The sequence below is a fragment of the Nostoc sp. JL33 genome (assembly GCF_017114985.1).
GTDB lineage: Bacteria > Cyanobacteriota > Cyanobacteriia > Cyanobacteriales > Nostocaceae > Nostoc.
The window spans coordinates 1-14,483 of the sequence record NZ_JABXKP010000099.1; the positions used below are offsets into that span (position 1 = coordinate 1).

Consider the following 14,483-nt stretch of genomic DNA (forward strand, 5'->3'; position numbering starts at 1 on the left):
GTGGGGAGTGGGGAGTGGGGAGTGGGGAGTGGGGAGTTAGGAGTTAGGAGTTAGGGGTTTGGAGTTTGAAGTTTGGAGTTTGGAGTTATAAGAATTTTTCCCCCATTCCCTACTCCCCATTCCCTACTCCCCTTTGCCATTTAAAACTTGTTGCCAAAATAACTTTTCAGTATAGGTCATAAATGAGATGATGGATTAATTAGAGAAAAAGGTAAACAATTGTTATTTTTCTCCTTCCGCTTCTGCTTGCAGAATCGCATCACAGTATTGAATCAGGGTTGTCAAGCGATCGCTAATCGCTTGAAGTCTCGTTTGTGCAGTAGATGCTTGCCGCGCTCCTTGCAAAAACATCACATCTATTTCCAACAGCCGCAATTGCTTGCTCATCTCCGTTTGGTAAGACTGCACTCGCCAGGCTTCTCCTTGCAAAGAGGCTTCGTCGCCAACATCAGCCAGAGGCACAATCTGCTGCCGAAAGAATTGCTGCAACGAGGCTACACCTTGCCGCAGTTCGGGTGTAAGAATTTGCGTGCTTGTGGCATCGGAGCGTAATTGCTCTAGTAAGGTTACAAATGCCTGATATTTCTCACGATTTAAAGACATCCAGTGGTAGTTAAGATAGTATTAATGTCAAGTAATTTTTCTTCTACAATAAACTTTACTTAAGCGTTTATCAGCACTAAAAGCCTCAAGTTGTGATTTGAGGCTTTGTTTGCCATCAATGGATTTTGAAATTTATGATTCTTGAAACTCAAATTGGATGACTACCAGATGCTCTTACGTCGCTCTCAGCGAAGCTGAAGCTATGCCAAAAGGCTTTACACTACGCTATCGGCAATTAGAGAATCATCCTGACACTGTTTTTTCGAGCAACAGCATCTTTTGACGACGATGCTGCTAGTTTTATTTATTTTTCACTTATCTACCGATCCTCTCTAAACCTAATTGTATGAGCAGCATAGCAATAAATTCATCAGTTGATCTTGCGATTCCCGAATGGTTAAAAAAATGTTTGAAGGAGTCATCGACAACTAGCGGCGCAGTCGAAGATGACCGAAGACATAATGATGCAGTCTTAATTGGTCGCGCATTTGAATTTGCTTACCAACTGCATCAAGGTCAATACCGCAAATCTGGAGAACCATACATTGCTCATCCCATTGCTGTAGCTGAATTGCTACATGATTTGGGAGGTAGTGCTGCTATGATAGCAGCTGGATTTCTCCATGATGTCGTTGAAGATACAGAAGTTACAAGTGAAGACATAGAAGAGCGCTTTGGCCCAGAAGTACGGCAATTGGTCGAAGGTGTCACCAAGCTTTCTAAAATCAATTTCACCAGCAAAACCGAAAGCCAAGCGGAAAATTTCCGGCGGATGTTTTTGGCAATGGCGCAAGATATTCGGGTAATTGTGGTGAAATTAGCAGACCGTTTGCATAATATGCGAACTTTACAATACATGTCAGAGGCCAGCCGCCGCCGCAGTGCCCAAGAAACGCGAGATATTTTTGCACCCTTAGCGAATCGCTTGGGGATTTGGCGAATTAAATGGGAACTGGAAGATTTGGCTTTTAAGTATTTGGAACCAGAAGCTTTCCGCCAAATGCAGGAGCATGTTTCCGAAAAACGGACGGCGCGAGAAGAGAAATTGGCCAAAGCTACAGACATTTTGCGAGAACGTTTGCAGCAAACCGGAATCGACTGCCACGATCTTAGTGGTCGTCCCAAGCACCTTTATAGCATTTACCAAAAAATGCACCGCCAGCAAAAGGAATTTCATGAAATTTACGATTTGGCGGCGCTGCGGATTATTGTTCAAACCAATGAGGAATGCTATCGGGCGTTGGCGGTGGTTCATGATGCTTTTCGCCCAATTCCTGGAAGATTTAAGGACTATATTGGACTGCCAAAGCCTAACCGTTACCAGTCGTTGCATACTGGGGTGATTGGACTAACTGGCCGTCCTTTAGAGGTGCAAATTCGGACAATCGAAATGCATCATATCGCCGAGTACGGGATTGCCGCCCATTGGAAGTACAAAGAAACGGGAGGTTCTAGTATTAGCCATTTGACAGGGACGGATGACAAGTTTACTTGGCTACGGCAACTGCTGGAATGGCAAACTGATCTCAAGGATGCACAAGAATATCTTGATAGCGTCAAAGATAATTTATTTGAAGATGATGTCTATGTTTTCACCCCTAAGGGGGATGTTGTTCCTTTAAGTCCTGGTGCTACCACTATAGATTTTGCTTATCGCATTCATACCGAAGTCGGGAACCATTGTTCAGGGGCGCGGGTGAATGGGCGAATGGTGCCACTGTCAACGCGGCTGCACAATGGCGATATTGTAGAAGTTCTGACCCAAAAGAACTGCCATCCGAGTTTGGATTGGTTGAACTTCGTCAGGACTTCGGCGGCGAAATATCGGATAAAACAATGGTACAAGCGATCGCGCCGAGAAGAAAATGTAGCTCGTGGACGGGAATTGTTAGAAAAGGAACTTGGTAAAACTGGTTTTGATAGTCTGCTGAAGTCGGATGCGATGGAGACTGTCGCCGAAAAGTGTAACTATCATAGCGTGGACGATTTACTTGCCGGTTTGGGTTACGGAGAAGTTACGTTGAACTTAGTGTTAAATCGCTGGCGAGAAGTTGCGAAGGGACAGCAACCAGTTTCCACTGTGCCTTTATTTATCCCCAAAGAACCAACTACATCAAAAGCTTTGCGAGATGCACCTCCAACTACCTCACGCTCCACAGATTCGCCAATTGTTGGGGTGGAAGGGTTGGTGTATTATTTAGCTGGGTGTTGTACCCCGATTCCTGGCGAACCAATTATTGGTGTAGTGACGCGAGGTAGGGGGATTTCAATTCATCGCCAAGGCTGCCATAATCTGGAGACTGTGGAGTATGAGCGCTTAGTACCAGTTAGGTGGAACCCAGCCGCCGAAAATAGTGGTCGTCCGCACACCTATCCAGTGGATGTTCAAATTGAAGCCCTTGACCGCGTAGGGGTACTAAAGGATATTTTGTCACGGTTGAGTGACCAAGGGATCAATGTCCGCCATGCTCAGGTGAAAACCTCTATTGGTCAACCTGCATTGATCGACTTAGGAATAGATATACGCGATCGCTCTCAACTAGAACAAGTATTCGTCCAAATTAAGAAAATGAGCGACATTTTGAATATCCGTCGCGTTGGTCAAATTGACGAGTAGATGTCCTTAGGGTGCGTTAACGCAGTGTAACGCACCAGTTTAAGTTGTGATTTAATTTTCAAATTTCCTTGAAATAATCAGCCCTGGTCATAGGCGATGGTTTCTAATGGCAAAATTACTGTAAATGTAGATCCTTTTCCTAGCTGTGAATCTACTTTAATTTCACCATCCATTAACTGAACCAATCGAGAGACTATTGCTAAACCTAATCCTGTACCATCAGAACTTTGCACTTGGGGAGCAGTTATTTCCCGAAAATAAGGATTGAAAATTTGTGTTTGAGCATCTGGAGAAATACCAATACCACTATCAGTAACAGAGATAGCCCACTGCTGTTGAGATACCGTCCAGCACTCCAAATGAATTGAACCAGATTCTGTGTAGCGGATTGCGTTACTCAGCAGATTTGTCAGAATTTGCTGAAGCCGAAGAGGATCTGTGATAAGTTGACTTGGGGCGCGATCGCATTCAACAACCAAGGATAATTCTTTAGCCCGCGCTAATGGCTCAATCATCTCTAAAACAAAGTTGATTAAACTACGCACATCGGTTAAAGTAGGCTGGAATTTCATCTGTCCGGCATCATAGCGTGAAATTTCCAGAGTATCGTTAATTAACCGCACAAGAAGTCTACCACTCTTAAGAACTCGCTCGATACTTTCAAGATTTGTATAAGTGTCTTTGAGTTCTGGTTGTTGACGCTGCTGGCGCAGAAATAAGTCTGCGTAACCGATGATTGAAGTCAGGGGCGTTTTCAGTTCATGAGCCAAATGAGAGAGGCTATCTTTATTAGCGCGAACCAAACGAGTTAGCTCTTGGTTAGTCAAGCGCAACTGACTTTGGAGTTGTTTAAGCTCTTGTAATCGTCCTTGAGTATAACTGTTAAAGCAACGCGCGATCGCTTCATCAATTACTGTATCAATCAGGCGAACAGCCCTTAGTACCTCTTGTGCAGATCCCTGTAATAAATCTTCTTCTAAAAAGGAAAAAATCACAAACCGGAGTAAACGATACTCTCGCGCAATTTCTGCTGGTTCAAATCCCTGTTGAGCGCGAAGTGTGCCGTGTTCTAAACTTGCATCTACTACTGTCTGCAAATCGCTGGTTGCAGATTCAGAAAGTACTGTTCCTAATGCTTTCAAAACGCGGGGTAAGCTATCCCGTACAGCTTTGAAAGTAAGTTCATTAGTAGCTTCAATTTCTTGATCTTGGTAAACCGCTTCTACCCATTGATCAAGAATGGCATCACTTTTCGCAATTAGAGTCTCACTAAAATCCATCTTTTGCCTAACCAAAGACAGGGAAGCCTTTTCTACTAGAGGTAGATTAGTAGGTTTGATGTCAAGTTCGCACCTGACAGAAGATAGAGGTTAGCTTATTTCAGGATCAACGCCAGAGCGATCGCTTCACAAGATAGGTTATGTTACAGACATAATACGACAACTCAACACCATTAAAATTGTCAGTGTATTTATATATATATTTTGCATAAACGCGATTAATCGCATCTCTGAGTTTTTACGGACATACAAAAACAACGTGGAAACAATGCAGATTATTCAACAGATTGAGGTGTAATCGATTCGTTATTTTTCGGGAACAGACTAATCAATGTGCATAAAGCCTGATTGACAACTTCTCCATTAGGAAAATATTCCTGTACATCGGGATCAAGCATTACTGCCCCATCTTCAAGGGTAAAGCGGTGTACAACAGTTGTCTCATCAGCTTGATGAATAGTAACAGTATGTCCACGCCGATAAGCTTGGTAATGCTTTCCACGAACACCATCTGTGAAATCGTACTCTGGAAGCATATCGTTATCCGTGATATCAGGCTGCTCAGAATTAACTTTGTTCATAAACTTTCCGTTCTGCTTTTGTGGCTTGGCGGCAACTGAATAATGCGAATATTGGATTGACGTTCTGTATAAACTACAACGAGTAACTCTCCTCGTAAAGAAAGACCAATATCAATGTATCGTTCTTCCTCAATTGAGTAGTCAGGATCAGTGATAGTAATCGAAAACGGGTCATTGAATACAGTTTTTGCTTCCTCAAAGCTAATTCCATGCTTCTTGAGGTTTTCTTTGGCTTTTTTTTCATGCCATTCAAACCCCAATTCCACAGAATTACCCTCACTATGACGAATTTAGCAAGCCTCTCAATAATATTGTAGGTTGTTTTTGAAAAAGTATATTTTAGTCCATATATTTTAATACTAAAAGTTCCTCCCAACCTTGTACCATATACCTCGGTAATGATGGATGATTAATATTGATTAGTGTACCTATAAGTTCCAATTCCCATGCAAAATGTATTTCCCGGAGAGGTATTCGCTAACACGGCTGATTTTGACACTGGTATTCGCCAACTGTTACCGCGATACGATGAAATGCTGGAGGTAATTGCCCGTTGTGTGCCTTCCACAAGTCAGCGTATTTTAGAATTAGGCTGTGGCACAGGCGAACTTAGTCTCAAGATACTCAACCGCTTTCCAGATGCCCAAGTAGTTGCCTTAGATTACTCACCGCGAATGCTGCAATTTGCCCAAGATAAAATCACAGCAGCAGGATATCAGCAACACTGGACTGGTACACAAGCAGACTTTGGCGACTGGGCAGATAATCCAGAGAAGTTTGATATTGGTAGCGAATTTGATGCTTGTGTCTCATCCTTGGCAATTCACCATCTACAGGACGAGATTGAAATTAAAGTTATTTAGGCGAATTGCTGCTAGCCTCACTCAAGACGGCTGTTTTTGGAATGCAGACCCTACTTTACCAGAATCACCAGCCTTAGCAGAAGTTTATAAGGCGGCACGAGAAGAATGGTCACTTCAACAGGGAATTAGTTTAACAGAGATTTGCGCTAAACGTGGCATCAGTACTACCCAAGGGTACTCTAGTCAAGACCAGCTAGCTAGCTTAGATACTCATTTACAAATGTTGAGCAAAGCTGGATTTAAGATAGTTGCAGTACCTTGGAAATATTATGGTCTGGCGGTGTTCGGTGGCTGGCTGTAAAAATTTTAGATTTTGGATGCCTAGATTAGGGATTTGCCTGTCTCCAATGGGTATTTATAGCATTAACAGCTTGATAGTAACAAAACAGCAATAAATAAGATGATATCGTTTGAACGCACGGGCGGCTTTGCTGGGATTGGTCTGGCCTATAGTAGAGTAGCGAGGCCCTTCTACAAAAACGTAGCTGTTCTCTTTATACCGTTTCTTTGTGAAGCTGCATATATTTACCCCCCGGCTACGCCGTCCCCCCTTGTGAAGGGGGGACTGATTATGTGCATCTTCATACAGAATTGGTATTAGGAATATAACTTTGAGAAATTTGAACTACTTCTTTCCTTAAAATAGCGTGAAAAAAGCTATTTATTTGGTCTAGTGCTGTTGTCATGGTAGTTTGTTTTTAACTATTTCCGAGTCCTTCAGCAATCTCTTCTATATCCTGGTTTTTATCGGGATATTTTAACAAAACAGAATTCAGGAGTCAGTCGCCAGAATTCTCCAATTGAATAATTCGTAATTACGAATTATTCAATTCACTTTTGTTAGTTCCTTTCAGGGTTGAGTTCGTTGATTTCTCTGCACTTAGCCTCTGCGGCTTGATATGCTGCTAAATAGTCTTGACCACCTAACATTACATCACCGTAATATTCATAAGGTGGATCACCATAGATTGGTAATGGATCATCTTCTGGATAATCTTCTTTCGATTCTTCAATGATCGCTTTGAGTTTTTTAATCGTCAGTCTTTGTGCTGCAAAATACCAGAGTTCTTGGGGATTTTTGTTCAGGTGCGGTAATGTGGGATCGATAATGCGTACAAGAGAGCCATTGTCCGAAATATCGTCTACCTCAATCCAACTGTGTTCAATCGGTTTGTATGGCTTCCCAGGAAAAGCTAAAAATCCCTGAATATATTTTGCCCCCTCAGTGGACAATGCTGCTTTGTAAGCATTATCAAACGGAGTGCTAGCTCTGCTGTTTATGTGTTCAGCAATTTTGATTGACAGCGTTTCATCCAATAGTTTGTTCATCAATAGCAAGGATTAGAGCAGCCATGAAAACATATTACCACTGCTACTTACTGTCTTGCTTGGGGATTTAGAAGGTAGGGGGAGATGAGGGAGGCTTGGAACCTCGTCCATCAAATTACGGGGTTGTGGGGGGATCAAGTTTTATCCGAACCGTCTTGGGACGACAGGGGCTTCCCCAACAAACTTGCCCAGAGGGCATATTAGTAAAAACACTACTACGAGCGCCAATCACAACATTAGCCCCGATTTGCACTCCCGGCCCAACAAAACAATCTGCTGCTACCCATGCACCATTGTCAATGGTGATACTCGCTGTTTTCAACCCAAAGGCAGGGTCTTGGAGATCATGACTACCAGTACATAGGTAACTTTTTTGGGATATTACGCAGTGTTCACCGATGTATATCTGATCGAGGCTGTATAAAACTACGTTATCTCCAATCCAACTGTAGTTGCCAATGGTAACTTTCCAAGGATAGGTGAAGCGGGCGGTGGGTCGAATTAATACGCCTTTGCCAATCCGAGCGCCAAATAGTCGTAGTAAAGCACAACGCAGATTATTTAACGGTTGAGGAGTCAGAGGAAAGGCGATCGCTTGTACAAACCACCATAACAAAATATACCAACTTGGACGGCCTCGGTCAAACCAAGATTGGTCATATTTGCGTAAATCTACGAAAGGTTGGTCATTTGTCATTCAATTTTAGATTTTAGATTTTAGATTTTAGATTTTAGACTTTTGCGTCAGCGCTGAATCGAACTATTTTAGATTTTAAATTTTTCTTTCAATCCAAAATCCAAAATTCAAAATCTAAAATTGGCAGAGTTAGGAGTCAATGGTCAATAGCTTTTCATCTGCACAAGTACTTCCCTGCTCTCCATCTCCTTCCTTCGAGATAGTTGCAGTATTTAAGTGACCACCACAGTTGCGTAATTCGTAAAGTTTAACGCCAATTTGATATTCATATTGACTCAGCAAGCGTCCATAAATATATCCTGCTTTGCCATCCAAAAAACCGCGTTGAATAATATAAAATAAAACAAACCGCAAAATGGGTTTAAATGGCAGGTGTACCCAGACTTTTTTCAAAAAGCGCTTGCGTTGCACGGCATCACCAAATAGATTAGCGCCGATAGTACCGCTATCATCTTTACCTGTGAGAATATTAAAATAAACACTAGCTTCCCAGTTGGAATAACGGTTGTGTCGTTCTAACCAGTGGTAAAGGTCGCGGAAGTCTTCGTGGAGCATATCATTTTTGAGATACCCAACTTTCCCCTGCAAAATCACATGTTCGTGAACTTCGTTATCACCAGTATTGGGAATATCTTCTGTATTTAGATTTTCGTAGCGACCATTTTTATGTTGAAATAAACGTAGATTCCAATCGGGATATTTCCCACCATAACGAATCCATTTTCCTAAGAAAAATACGCGGCGGTTGAGATAATAACCTGCATATTCTTTGTTTTTAATTGCTTGGTCAATTTCTTCCCAAAGTTCGGGAGGGATGCGCTCATCACAATCTACAATTAGCACCCATTCGTTGCGAAAAGGTAGATTATCTAAAGACCAATTTTTCTTTTTGGGCCAGCGTCCATTGAAGTCGAATTGCACGACATTTACACCGTGACTTTTAGCAATTTCAATGCTGTTGTCGCTACTTTGAGAATCTACTACAAATATTTCATCTGCTCTGATGAGGCTAGCTAGGCAGGCAGGCAAGTTTACTTGTTCGTTTTTTGCCGGAATTAAAACTGAAACTGGTATTTTAGATGACATATGAGTATAAATTATGTTATTGGTTATTTCTTATTTGATGTGGATAAAAGACCTTGAATAGCAGCATTTAAGTAACCAATCTGACCGTAAGCATAAACAAGTTTATCAAACCGTTCTGCTGGATCAGAGAAATATTGCAATGCCTTATACAATCCGCGTACAAACCGTTCGCTACCTCGTTGCAATTGAGCGATACCAGCTTTACCAGCGAGTTGTTCTCGATAGCATTCACTAATACCCTGCCACCAGCCTCGGTTTAAAAACCAGGAGCGTTGGAGGCGTTCTGGAGCAACATTGTGAGCGACTAGCGCTTCGGGAAGATAAGCGACTTGCCAACCACGCTGTAGGGCAAATTCGGTCATTTGCAGTTCTTCATTTGATAATAGATTTTTGCCGACTCGACCAAGATGAGGATCAAAACCGCCAATTTCTTCTAGGAAACTGCGGCGGATGGAGTAATTTAAGCCTCTGGGTGTTGAGCCAGGTTGCTCGATGTAGATGTTACTGTTACCCAAGTCGTATGCACCCAGATTTGCAGCTAGTCCCGGAGATAGCCACCGTGGTTGCTGGATTCCTGGGGGCCAGATGAGAGTGACTTTGCCACCTGCGATCGCTAGTTTAGAATTATTGTAATAGGCAAAATATAAAACTTGTAGCCAGCGATCGCAGGCTACAGCATCGTCATCCAGATAAGCCAGAATATCACTACTAGCTACTTTTGCACCCGTGTTGCGGGCGACAGATAAACCAATAATGGGTTCAAAGACATACTTTAGGCGCGGATTGTGGGTTCTTTGTTCTACAACCTCACGAGTGCGATCGCTAGATCCATTATCAACTACCACAATTTCAAAGTCAGCAGCAAAATCCTGCGCTAAAAGACTATCAATTGCAGCCCCTAAATAGGTATCTCGATTGTGGGTACAGATAATGGCAGAGATTTGGGTGTTTGGCATAGATTTAATTTAGGATTTGAGATTTGGGACTTTCCTGCGGAACGCTACGCGTAGCTTGCTTCTCCGGAGGGGTACGGCTACGCTTAGTCGAACGATTTTAGATTAAAATCTTAAATCCAATGCATAACTGCTGAGAGTTAATCTAAACCAAAAGTTACTGACCCACCAACCGAGTTTCTTCGGAAATAATCTTTAAAACTTTACGTTTGTTGAATATGACTGTGTAAAACAACCAGAGTTTGGGCTAATTGACTAAGGCGGGTTTCCAAGGATTGCTTGCGCCCTAACAGTTGACGTAACTTTTGGTAACGAGCGATCGCCATACTAACATTGGCAACCTGATCTGATGGACATGGGCGCGACCAGACTTTACCAGTATCGTCTACACCACAGAGGCGGTAGCCAGTAATAGATGATTGATAGGATATTTTCTCCCCATTCGCGCAAATTTCTTCTACGTAGTTCATCAAGCGGCCAACTTCTGCATGACGTAGTGTTGCGGTTCCTGCCGATTCTGCTTCTTCGGGATTAGATTCTAACCAGCCATTGACAATTGGGCCTTCTAAGTAAATATCCTGAATTTGCTTCACTATATTTTGCAGTTCTGTTTGCCAATCGGCGACAGTTTCCTGAATTTCTTGCAATAGATTCATCGCCAATGCTGGATTGGCACCGTGGCGATGGCTACTAAAGCTGGGAGTTTTCAGCTTGGGTAGGCTGGGTGTTTTGCTCCCATTCTCTTCTGTTTGAAAGGTCTGCACAGAGTCATGGTGAGGAAAGAAATTTTGTTCGTGAGAATAATTACTCTCGGTATCTACGCTCAAGTCAACTGTTTTTGCTTGTGTATTGAGTTCCCCATCCTGGGAAGATGGAGTTTGTGTATTTTCTGTGGGTTCGTTGGCTCCGACGCTGATTCTAAAAGAGAAAGGTCGTTTTGTCGTCGAATCACCTGTTTCGGCGGCAGAGGCAGTGCCGCGATTCCCTAAATCGTGTAGAGTTGCTTCTATGCGTTTTAAGCCTGCGTTCATAAAGATATCCTAAAGTTTGCTGTCCCCAGTGGTATTAAATAATTAAAAATGGGGTTGTTGGGATTTTTGGCTTTTGCCAGTTGGAGCATTAATGATGCTGGTGCTAATTTTATCTCTTAAAAGTTATTTAAAATCAAAAATCTCACCGATGAAGTAAAAAACTGCGGCGAGAAATTGCAACCATAGACATATTGTTAAAATAGTCAGGAAAAAACTTTGGGTAAAATCATCTTAGTAACAGGGCCAGCACGATCTGGTAAAAGTGAATGGGCGGAAACTCTGGCCATGCAGTCAGGAAAAGCAGTTGTTTACGTAGCAACAGCCACCGATAACCCAGATGACCAAGAATGGCATCTACGCATTTTAGAACACCAACAACGTCGTCCCCAAGACTGGGTAACTTTATCTGTACCTGTGGAACTGTCTTCTACCCTCGCTGATGCCAAACCCTATACCTGCCTTTTAGTTGATTCTTTAGGAACTTGGGTTGCTAATCTCCTGGAACTCGATGAATCTAGCTGGGAAAACATCCTTGCAGAGTTGTTAGAAACGGTGGAGTTAGTTGCTGCTGATATGGTGTTTGTAGCAGAAGAGGTGGGCTGGGGTGTAGTACCAGCTTATCCCCTTGGGAGGACGTTCCGCGATCGCCTGGGTTCTTTAGTGCGCCAGCTGGGTGTACTCAGCAATACTGTTTATTTAGTTACTGGTGGTCATGTTCTCAATCTCAGCATCCTTGGTTATCCATTGCCAAATAGAGGGGATGTTGGAGCATTCAGAAGTCAAGATTCTTAACTTTTGATTCAAATTAATCTAAAATCTTAAATCTAAAATTGTAATATGGCAACCAAAGAAGAAGTTAGAGGATACCTTGCCTACTGGTTCCAGTTGGGTAAGAAAGTGATTACGGGTAACGGTAAGGCAAGCTTTTTGCCCCTATCGGTGCTAAATGGCGATCGCTATAGTGAAGAATTTGAAGAATGCTGGCAGAAAATTATCTCACCGGAATCGGGTGATTGTTACCTGGAGGGTACACATGAAAGCATTGCTCAACTGTTGACACCAGCATGGGATATGATGCCTTGTGGGCGTTGCAGTATGCCAGTAGCCGCGCGAAATGTCGGGATGCCGGCATTGTTATGTCCCTGCAATGATTTACCTAACTGGCCTAATACCGAATTACCAGCACCGCGAGAGCCAATTAAGACTCAAGACCAACTCAAAAGAATTCGCAATCGGCTTGTAGATAATTTGGAAATCTCTTAGTTCACTTGGGGGTTGGGAATTTGGCGTTGGACAAGTTTTATTAGCAAAATCACACTGATAAAAACAACTTGAAAAGGCAATACAGTTCAGTTAAGTATTTCTTCCTTCTCTTTCTTCGCGTTCTTCTCTACGAGACGCTACGCGAACGCGTCCAACTCTTGGAGACGCTGCGCGTAGCTTGTGCTCCGCAGGAGTACGCGGTTCGTTAAAAATTGACTTTGACAAAGAGTTAAGCCTTAACTAAATGGTATTGCTTGAAAAGGTGCTTTATTCCCCAATTGATTTTTGATAATATTTTTGCCAGGTATATGAGATTACCGCAGCTTAGGAGATTTAGCTAACTTCCAGACCGAATAATATTTGTCACTGTAAACACTATCTGTCTGTAATTTATACTTTTTTTCGATTTTTTCGCGCCAAGTATCAGAAGGATTGAATAAAAATACATCAGCAAACCCATCAGGAATTTTGGGAATTTTTTGGTTGTTCACCAACAGAAATTGCACTTCTGGTTTCAAAAGATAGCTTAGAGAAAAGACATTCCCATAATTGTTACCCAAAGCATCACTAATCAAAAGTGGCCGAGTCGTTTGATTGATGATTTGGGCAACTTGTGGATTGTCATAGCTCATACCCTTATTCCACCAAGTTTCTGCCTGGGAACTCACCTTAGAAGAAATCAGACCGCAAATAATCACTAATGCCATAATTATCTGCCAAATGCTCCGGCGTGACACGTTCTGATTATATAGTTGCGTAGCTAGTAGATAAGCAACAGCCACTTCGATTCCTAAATAAGATGGTATTAAATATGGTTCGGCAGATGAGCGTATACCCCCAGCAATTAAACTTGGCAGTATTAGGGGTAGTGCTGGCACTACAATTAATATAATGATAAACAACCAGACTTTATAGTTAGTTGTTTGGCAAATAAAATAAATTGAAGATCCAACCAAAGTTAAAAAAATTGGTGTAATTAAATAGCGCAGAGGGTTGTCTGAGCTAAGGTCTATATCAAAAAAAATCCGGCTTAACTGCATCAGGAAAAATGGAAATATAGGCGTCAAAGATGATTGCGTTGTTGTCTTATCTGCTGAAATCAAAAATTGAAAAAAGTTACCTACCACAACTGTTATCCAAGGCATGAAGGCTAAAAAACCTACCAGTGATGCTAGCAGATAAGTTCTGACAGTTTCAGTCAACTTAAATTTGGCAGTGATCATTACATAAATTCCGTGAGCAACTGCTACAAATCCACTCCAAAGAAATGTATAAAGACTGATGGCTAAAGTTACTGCATAAATGCTCCAAATAGCGAATAAATCTGGTCGTTGTCGTTTTTTTACTAGCTCATCTTTATCTTGTGATTCCAGCCGCATTGCTTGCAGCAGAGACGCACTGGATAGTAATATAGTGACTAGCCAGAGAATATATTCTTGTGCTTCTTGGGCGTATACTAGATGAATTGGAGAAATTGACATGAGTGCGATCGCTACACCAGGAACCGATAATGGCACATTAAATAATTCTCGGCATAGCCAATAAACACAAGGGAAAACCAGCAAACTCATACAGGCAGATAAACTTCTAATCGCCGTCACCGAATTACCAAACATTTGCATCCAGAATCTGGCTATTACATAATACAACGGTGGATGCTGAGAATCTTCTTTTGCCAAAGACATAATTGTATCATTTAAGCTTTTTTTTGGATTTGCACCTTGAAACTGGGCAAAACTTTCTCCGCTAATCACACGATTCTTAAAAAGTTGCTGTTCTGCTTGATTAATTCTGTAACCAGAAATCCGCAATGAGGCATAAGTTTCATCATGCGAGTAAACTTTGCTATCAAGGTTAGAAAAGCGAAACAATATACCCATCGCCAATAATAAAATAATTAAAAATCGCAACCAACTCGGAGTAAATTTGAGATGGCGCATAAGTAGTTTTCCCAATAATTTGCCTAAAATAATCCAGTCAGGTGGACTCAATGAGATACCTTCGCTAGGAATTATATCTGAGTTTGTTCATCAGACATTGTTAAGGTACTTTGAGTGAGAGTCATCTGATTTGAAAGATTGACAATAAACATCTCTCTTCTATTAACTCTGAAAACAATTACACAAGGTTGTATCAAATACCGCAAAACTCGCTTTGGTTATGAAACGGAGATATGGATG

The 14,483-nt window shown here is 41.9% G+C and carries 14 protein-coding genes and 1 pseudogene; 5 read left to right on the top strand and 10 right to left on the bottom strand.

All coding sequences use genetic code 11. The annotated features are described in order from the left end of the window. Positions 1 to 222: 222 nt before the first annotated feature. On the bottom strand, positions 223 to 603 hold the full coding sequence (patD, locus tag HWQ23_RS29750) for a heterocyst frequency control protein PatD (protein WP_292836900.1): 381 nt from the start codon (positions 601 to 603) through the stop codon (positions 223 to 225). 157 nt (positions 604 to 760) lie between these two features. Here patD and HWQ23_RS29755 point away from each other — a divergent pair, with 157 nt between their 5' ends. After that, positions 761 to 886 carry a hypothetical protein gene (locus tag HWQ23_RS29755; RefSeq protein ID WP_292836901.1) on the top strand — a complete coding sequence of 42 codons (126 nt, stop codon included), beginning with the start codon at positions 761 to 763 and terminating at the stop codon, positions 884 to 886. Positions 887 to 949: 63 nt separating this feature from the next. Next, positions 950 to 3,220, top strand: coding sequence for a RelA/SpoT family protein (locus tag HWQ23_RS29760; RefSeq protein ID WP_292836902.1), 2,271 nt, complete (start codon positions 950 to 952; stop codon positions 3,218 to 3,220). Between the two features lie 77 nt (positions 3,221 to 3,297). Here the strand turns inward: HWQ23_RS29760 and HWQ23_RS29765 are convergent, their stop codons facing one another. The 3 genes from HWQ23_RS29765 to HWQ23_RS29775 all read right to left on the bottom strand — a co-directional run bounded on the left by HWQ23_RS29765 (position 3,298) and on the right by HWQ23_RS29775 (position 5,347). Beyond that, positions 3,298 to 4,500: a sensor histidine kinase gene (locus tag HWQ23_RS29765; protein WP_292836904.1), complete on the bottom strand. Its 1,203-nt coding sequence runs from the start codon at positions 4,498 to 4,500 to the stop codon at positions 3,298 to 3,300. 275 nt (positions 4,501 to 4,775) lie between these two features. Then, positions 4,776 to 5,081 carry a hypothetical protein gene (locus tag HWQ23_RS29770; protein WP_292836906.1) on the bottom strand — a complete coding sequence of 102 codons (306 nt, stop codon included), beginning with the start codon at positions 5,079 to 5,081 and terminating at the stop codon, positions 4,776 to 4,778. Next, positions 5,078 to 5,347, bottom strand: a complete 270-nt coding sequence (locus tag HWQ23_RS29775; RefSeq protein ID WP_365743166.1) for a BrnT family toxin — start codon at positions 5,345 to 5,347, stop codon at positions 5,078 to 5,080. Before HWQ23_RS29775 ends, HWQ23_RS29770 begins: the two co-directional genes overlap by 4 nt. 180 nt (positions 5,348 to 5,527) lie before the next feature. Between HWQ23_RS29775 and HWQ23_RS29780 the strand changes: the two are divergent. Beyond that, a pseudogene (locus HWQ23_RS29780) lies at positions 5,528 to 6,245 on the top strand (class I SAM-dependent methyltransferase). A gap of 539 nt (positions 6,246 to 6,784) precedes the next feature. On the opposite strand, the gene HWQ23_RS29785 reads toward HWQ23_RS29780, so the two are convergent. The 5 genes from HWQ23_RS29785 to HWQ23_RS29805 form a co-directional block, all read right to left on the bottom strand. Continuing rightward, positions 6,785 to 7,273: a hypothetical protein gene (locus HWQ23_RS29785; RefSeq protein ID WP_292836908.1), complete on the bottom strand. Its 489-nt coding sequence runs from the start codon at positions 7,271 to 7,273 to the stop codon at positions 6,785 to 6,787. A gap of 115 nt (positions 7,274 to 7,388) precedes the next feature. After that, the gene (hpsU, locus tag HWQ23_RS29790; protein ID WP_292836910.1) at positions 7,389 to 7,970 is read right to left on the bottom strand and encodes a hormogonium polysaccharide biosynthesis acetyltransferase HpsU; all 582 of its coding nucleotides are present in this window, start codon (positions 7,968 to 7,970) and stop codon (positions 7,389 to 7,391) included. 129 nt (positions 7,971 to 8,099) lie between these two features. After that, complete coding sequence (locus HWQ23_RS29795; RefSeq protein WP_292836912.1) at positions 8,100 to 9,056, bottom strand: glycosyltransferase family 2 protein; 957 nt, start codon at positions 9,054 to 9,056, stop codon at positions 8,100 to 8,102. 23 nt (positions 9,057 to 9,079) lie between these two features. After that, positions 9,080 to 10,012, bottom strand: a complete 933-nt coding sequence (locus HWQ23_RS29800) for a glycosyltransferase family 2 protein (RefSeq protein ID WP_292836914.1) — start codon at positions 10,010 to 10,012, stop codon at positions 9,080 to 9,082. A gap of 200 nt (positions 10,013 to 10,212) precedes the next feature. After that, on the bottom strand, positions 10,213 to 11,040 hold the full coding sequence (locus tag HWQ23_RS29805) for a hypothetical protein (protein ID WP_292836916.1): 828 nt from the start codon (positions 11,038 to 11,040) through the stop codon (positions 10,213 to 10,215). Positions 11,041 to 11,256: 216 nt separating this feature from the next. Here HWQ23_RS29805 and cobU point away from each other — a divergent pair, with 216 nt between their 5' ends. Continuing rightward, positions 11,257 to 11,832 (top strand): bifunctional adenosylcobinamide kinase/adenosylcobinamide-phosphate guanylyltransferase, encoded by a 576-nt coding sequence (cobU, locus tag HWQ23_RS29810; protein WP_292836918.1) that lies wholly within the window; start codon positions 11,257 to 11,259, stop codon positions 11,830 to 11,832. A gap of 45 nt (positions 11,833 to 11,877) precedes the next feature. Continuing rightward, the gene (locus HWQ23_RS29815) at positions 11,878 to 12,303 is read left to right on the top strand and encodes a hypothetical protein (protein ID WP_292836920.1); all 426 of its coding nucleotides are present in this window, start codon (positions 11,878 to 11,880) and stop codon (positions 12,301 to 12,303) included. Between the two features lie 314 nt (positions 12,304 to 12,617). On the opposite strand, the gene HWQ23_RS29820 is transcribed toward HWQ23_RS29815, so the two are convergent. After that, positions 12,618 to 14,243, bottom strand: a complete 1,626-nt coding sequence (locus tag HWQ23_RS29820; protein ID WP_292836922.1) for a glycosyltransferase family 39 protein — start codon at positions 14,241 to 14,243, stop codon at positions 12,618 to 12,620. Between the last annotated feature and the right edge of the window lie 240 nt (positions 14,244 to 14,483).

Coding starts and splice junctions, on each gene's coding strand:
- HWQ23_RS29765 (WP_292836904.1), bottom strand. CDS start 4,500: ATGGATTTTAGTGAGACTCTAATTGCGAAAAGTGATGCCATTCTTGAT.
- HWQ23_RS29770 (WP_292836906.1), bottom strand. CDS start 5,081: ATGAACAAAGTTAATTCTGAGCAGCCTGATATCACGGATAACGATATG.
- HWQ23_RS29800 (WP_292836914.1), bottom strand. CDS start 10,012: ATGCCAAACACCCAAATCTCTGCCATTATCTGTACCCACAATCGAGAT.
- HWQ23_RS29820 (WP_292836922.1), bottom strand. CDS start 14,243: ATGCGCCATCTCAAATTTACTCCGAGTTGGTTGCGATTTTTAATTATT.
- HWQ23_RS29815 (WP_292836920.1), top strand. CDS start 11,878: ATGGCAACCAAAGAAGAAGTTAGAGGATACCTTGCCTACTGGTTCCAG.
- HWQ23_RS29755 (WP_292836901.1), top strand. CDS start 761: ATGACTACCAGATGCTCTTACGTCGCTCTCAGCGAAGCTGAAGCTATG.
- hpsU (WP_292836910.1), bottom strand. CDS start 7,970: ATGACAAATGACCAACCTTTCGTAGATTTACGCAAATATGACCAATCT.
- HWQ23_RS29805 (WP_292836916.1), bottom strand. CDS start 11,040: ATGAACGCAGGCTTAAAACGCATAGAAGCAACTCTACACGATTTAGGG.
- HWQ23_RS29795 (WP_292836912.1), bottom strand. CDS start 9,056: ATGTCATCTAAAATACCAGTTTCAGTTTTAATTCCGGCAAAAAACGAA.
- patD (WP_292836900.1), bottom strand. CDS start 603: ATGTCTTTAAATCGTGAGAAATATCAGGCATTTGTAACCTTACTAGAG.
- HWQ23_RS29760 (WP_292836902.1), top strand. CDS start 950: ATGAGCAGCATAGCAATAAATTCATCAGTTGATCTTGCGATTCCCGAA.
- HWQ23_RS29785 (WP_292836908.1), bottom strand. CDS start 7,273: ATGAACAAACTATTGGATGAAACGCTGTCAATCAAAATTGCTGAACAC.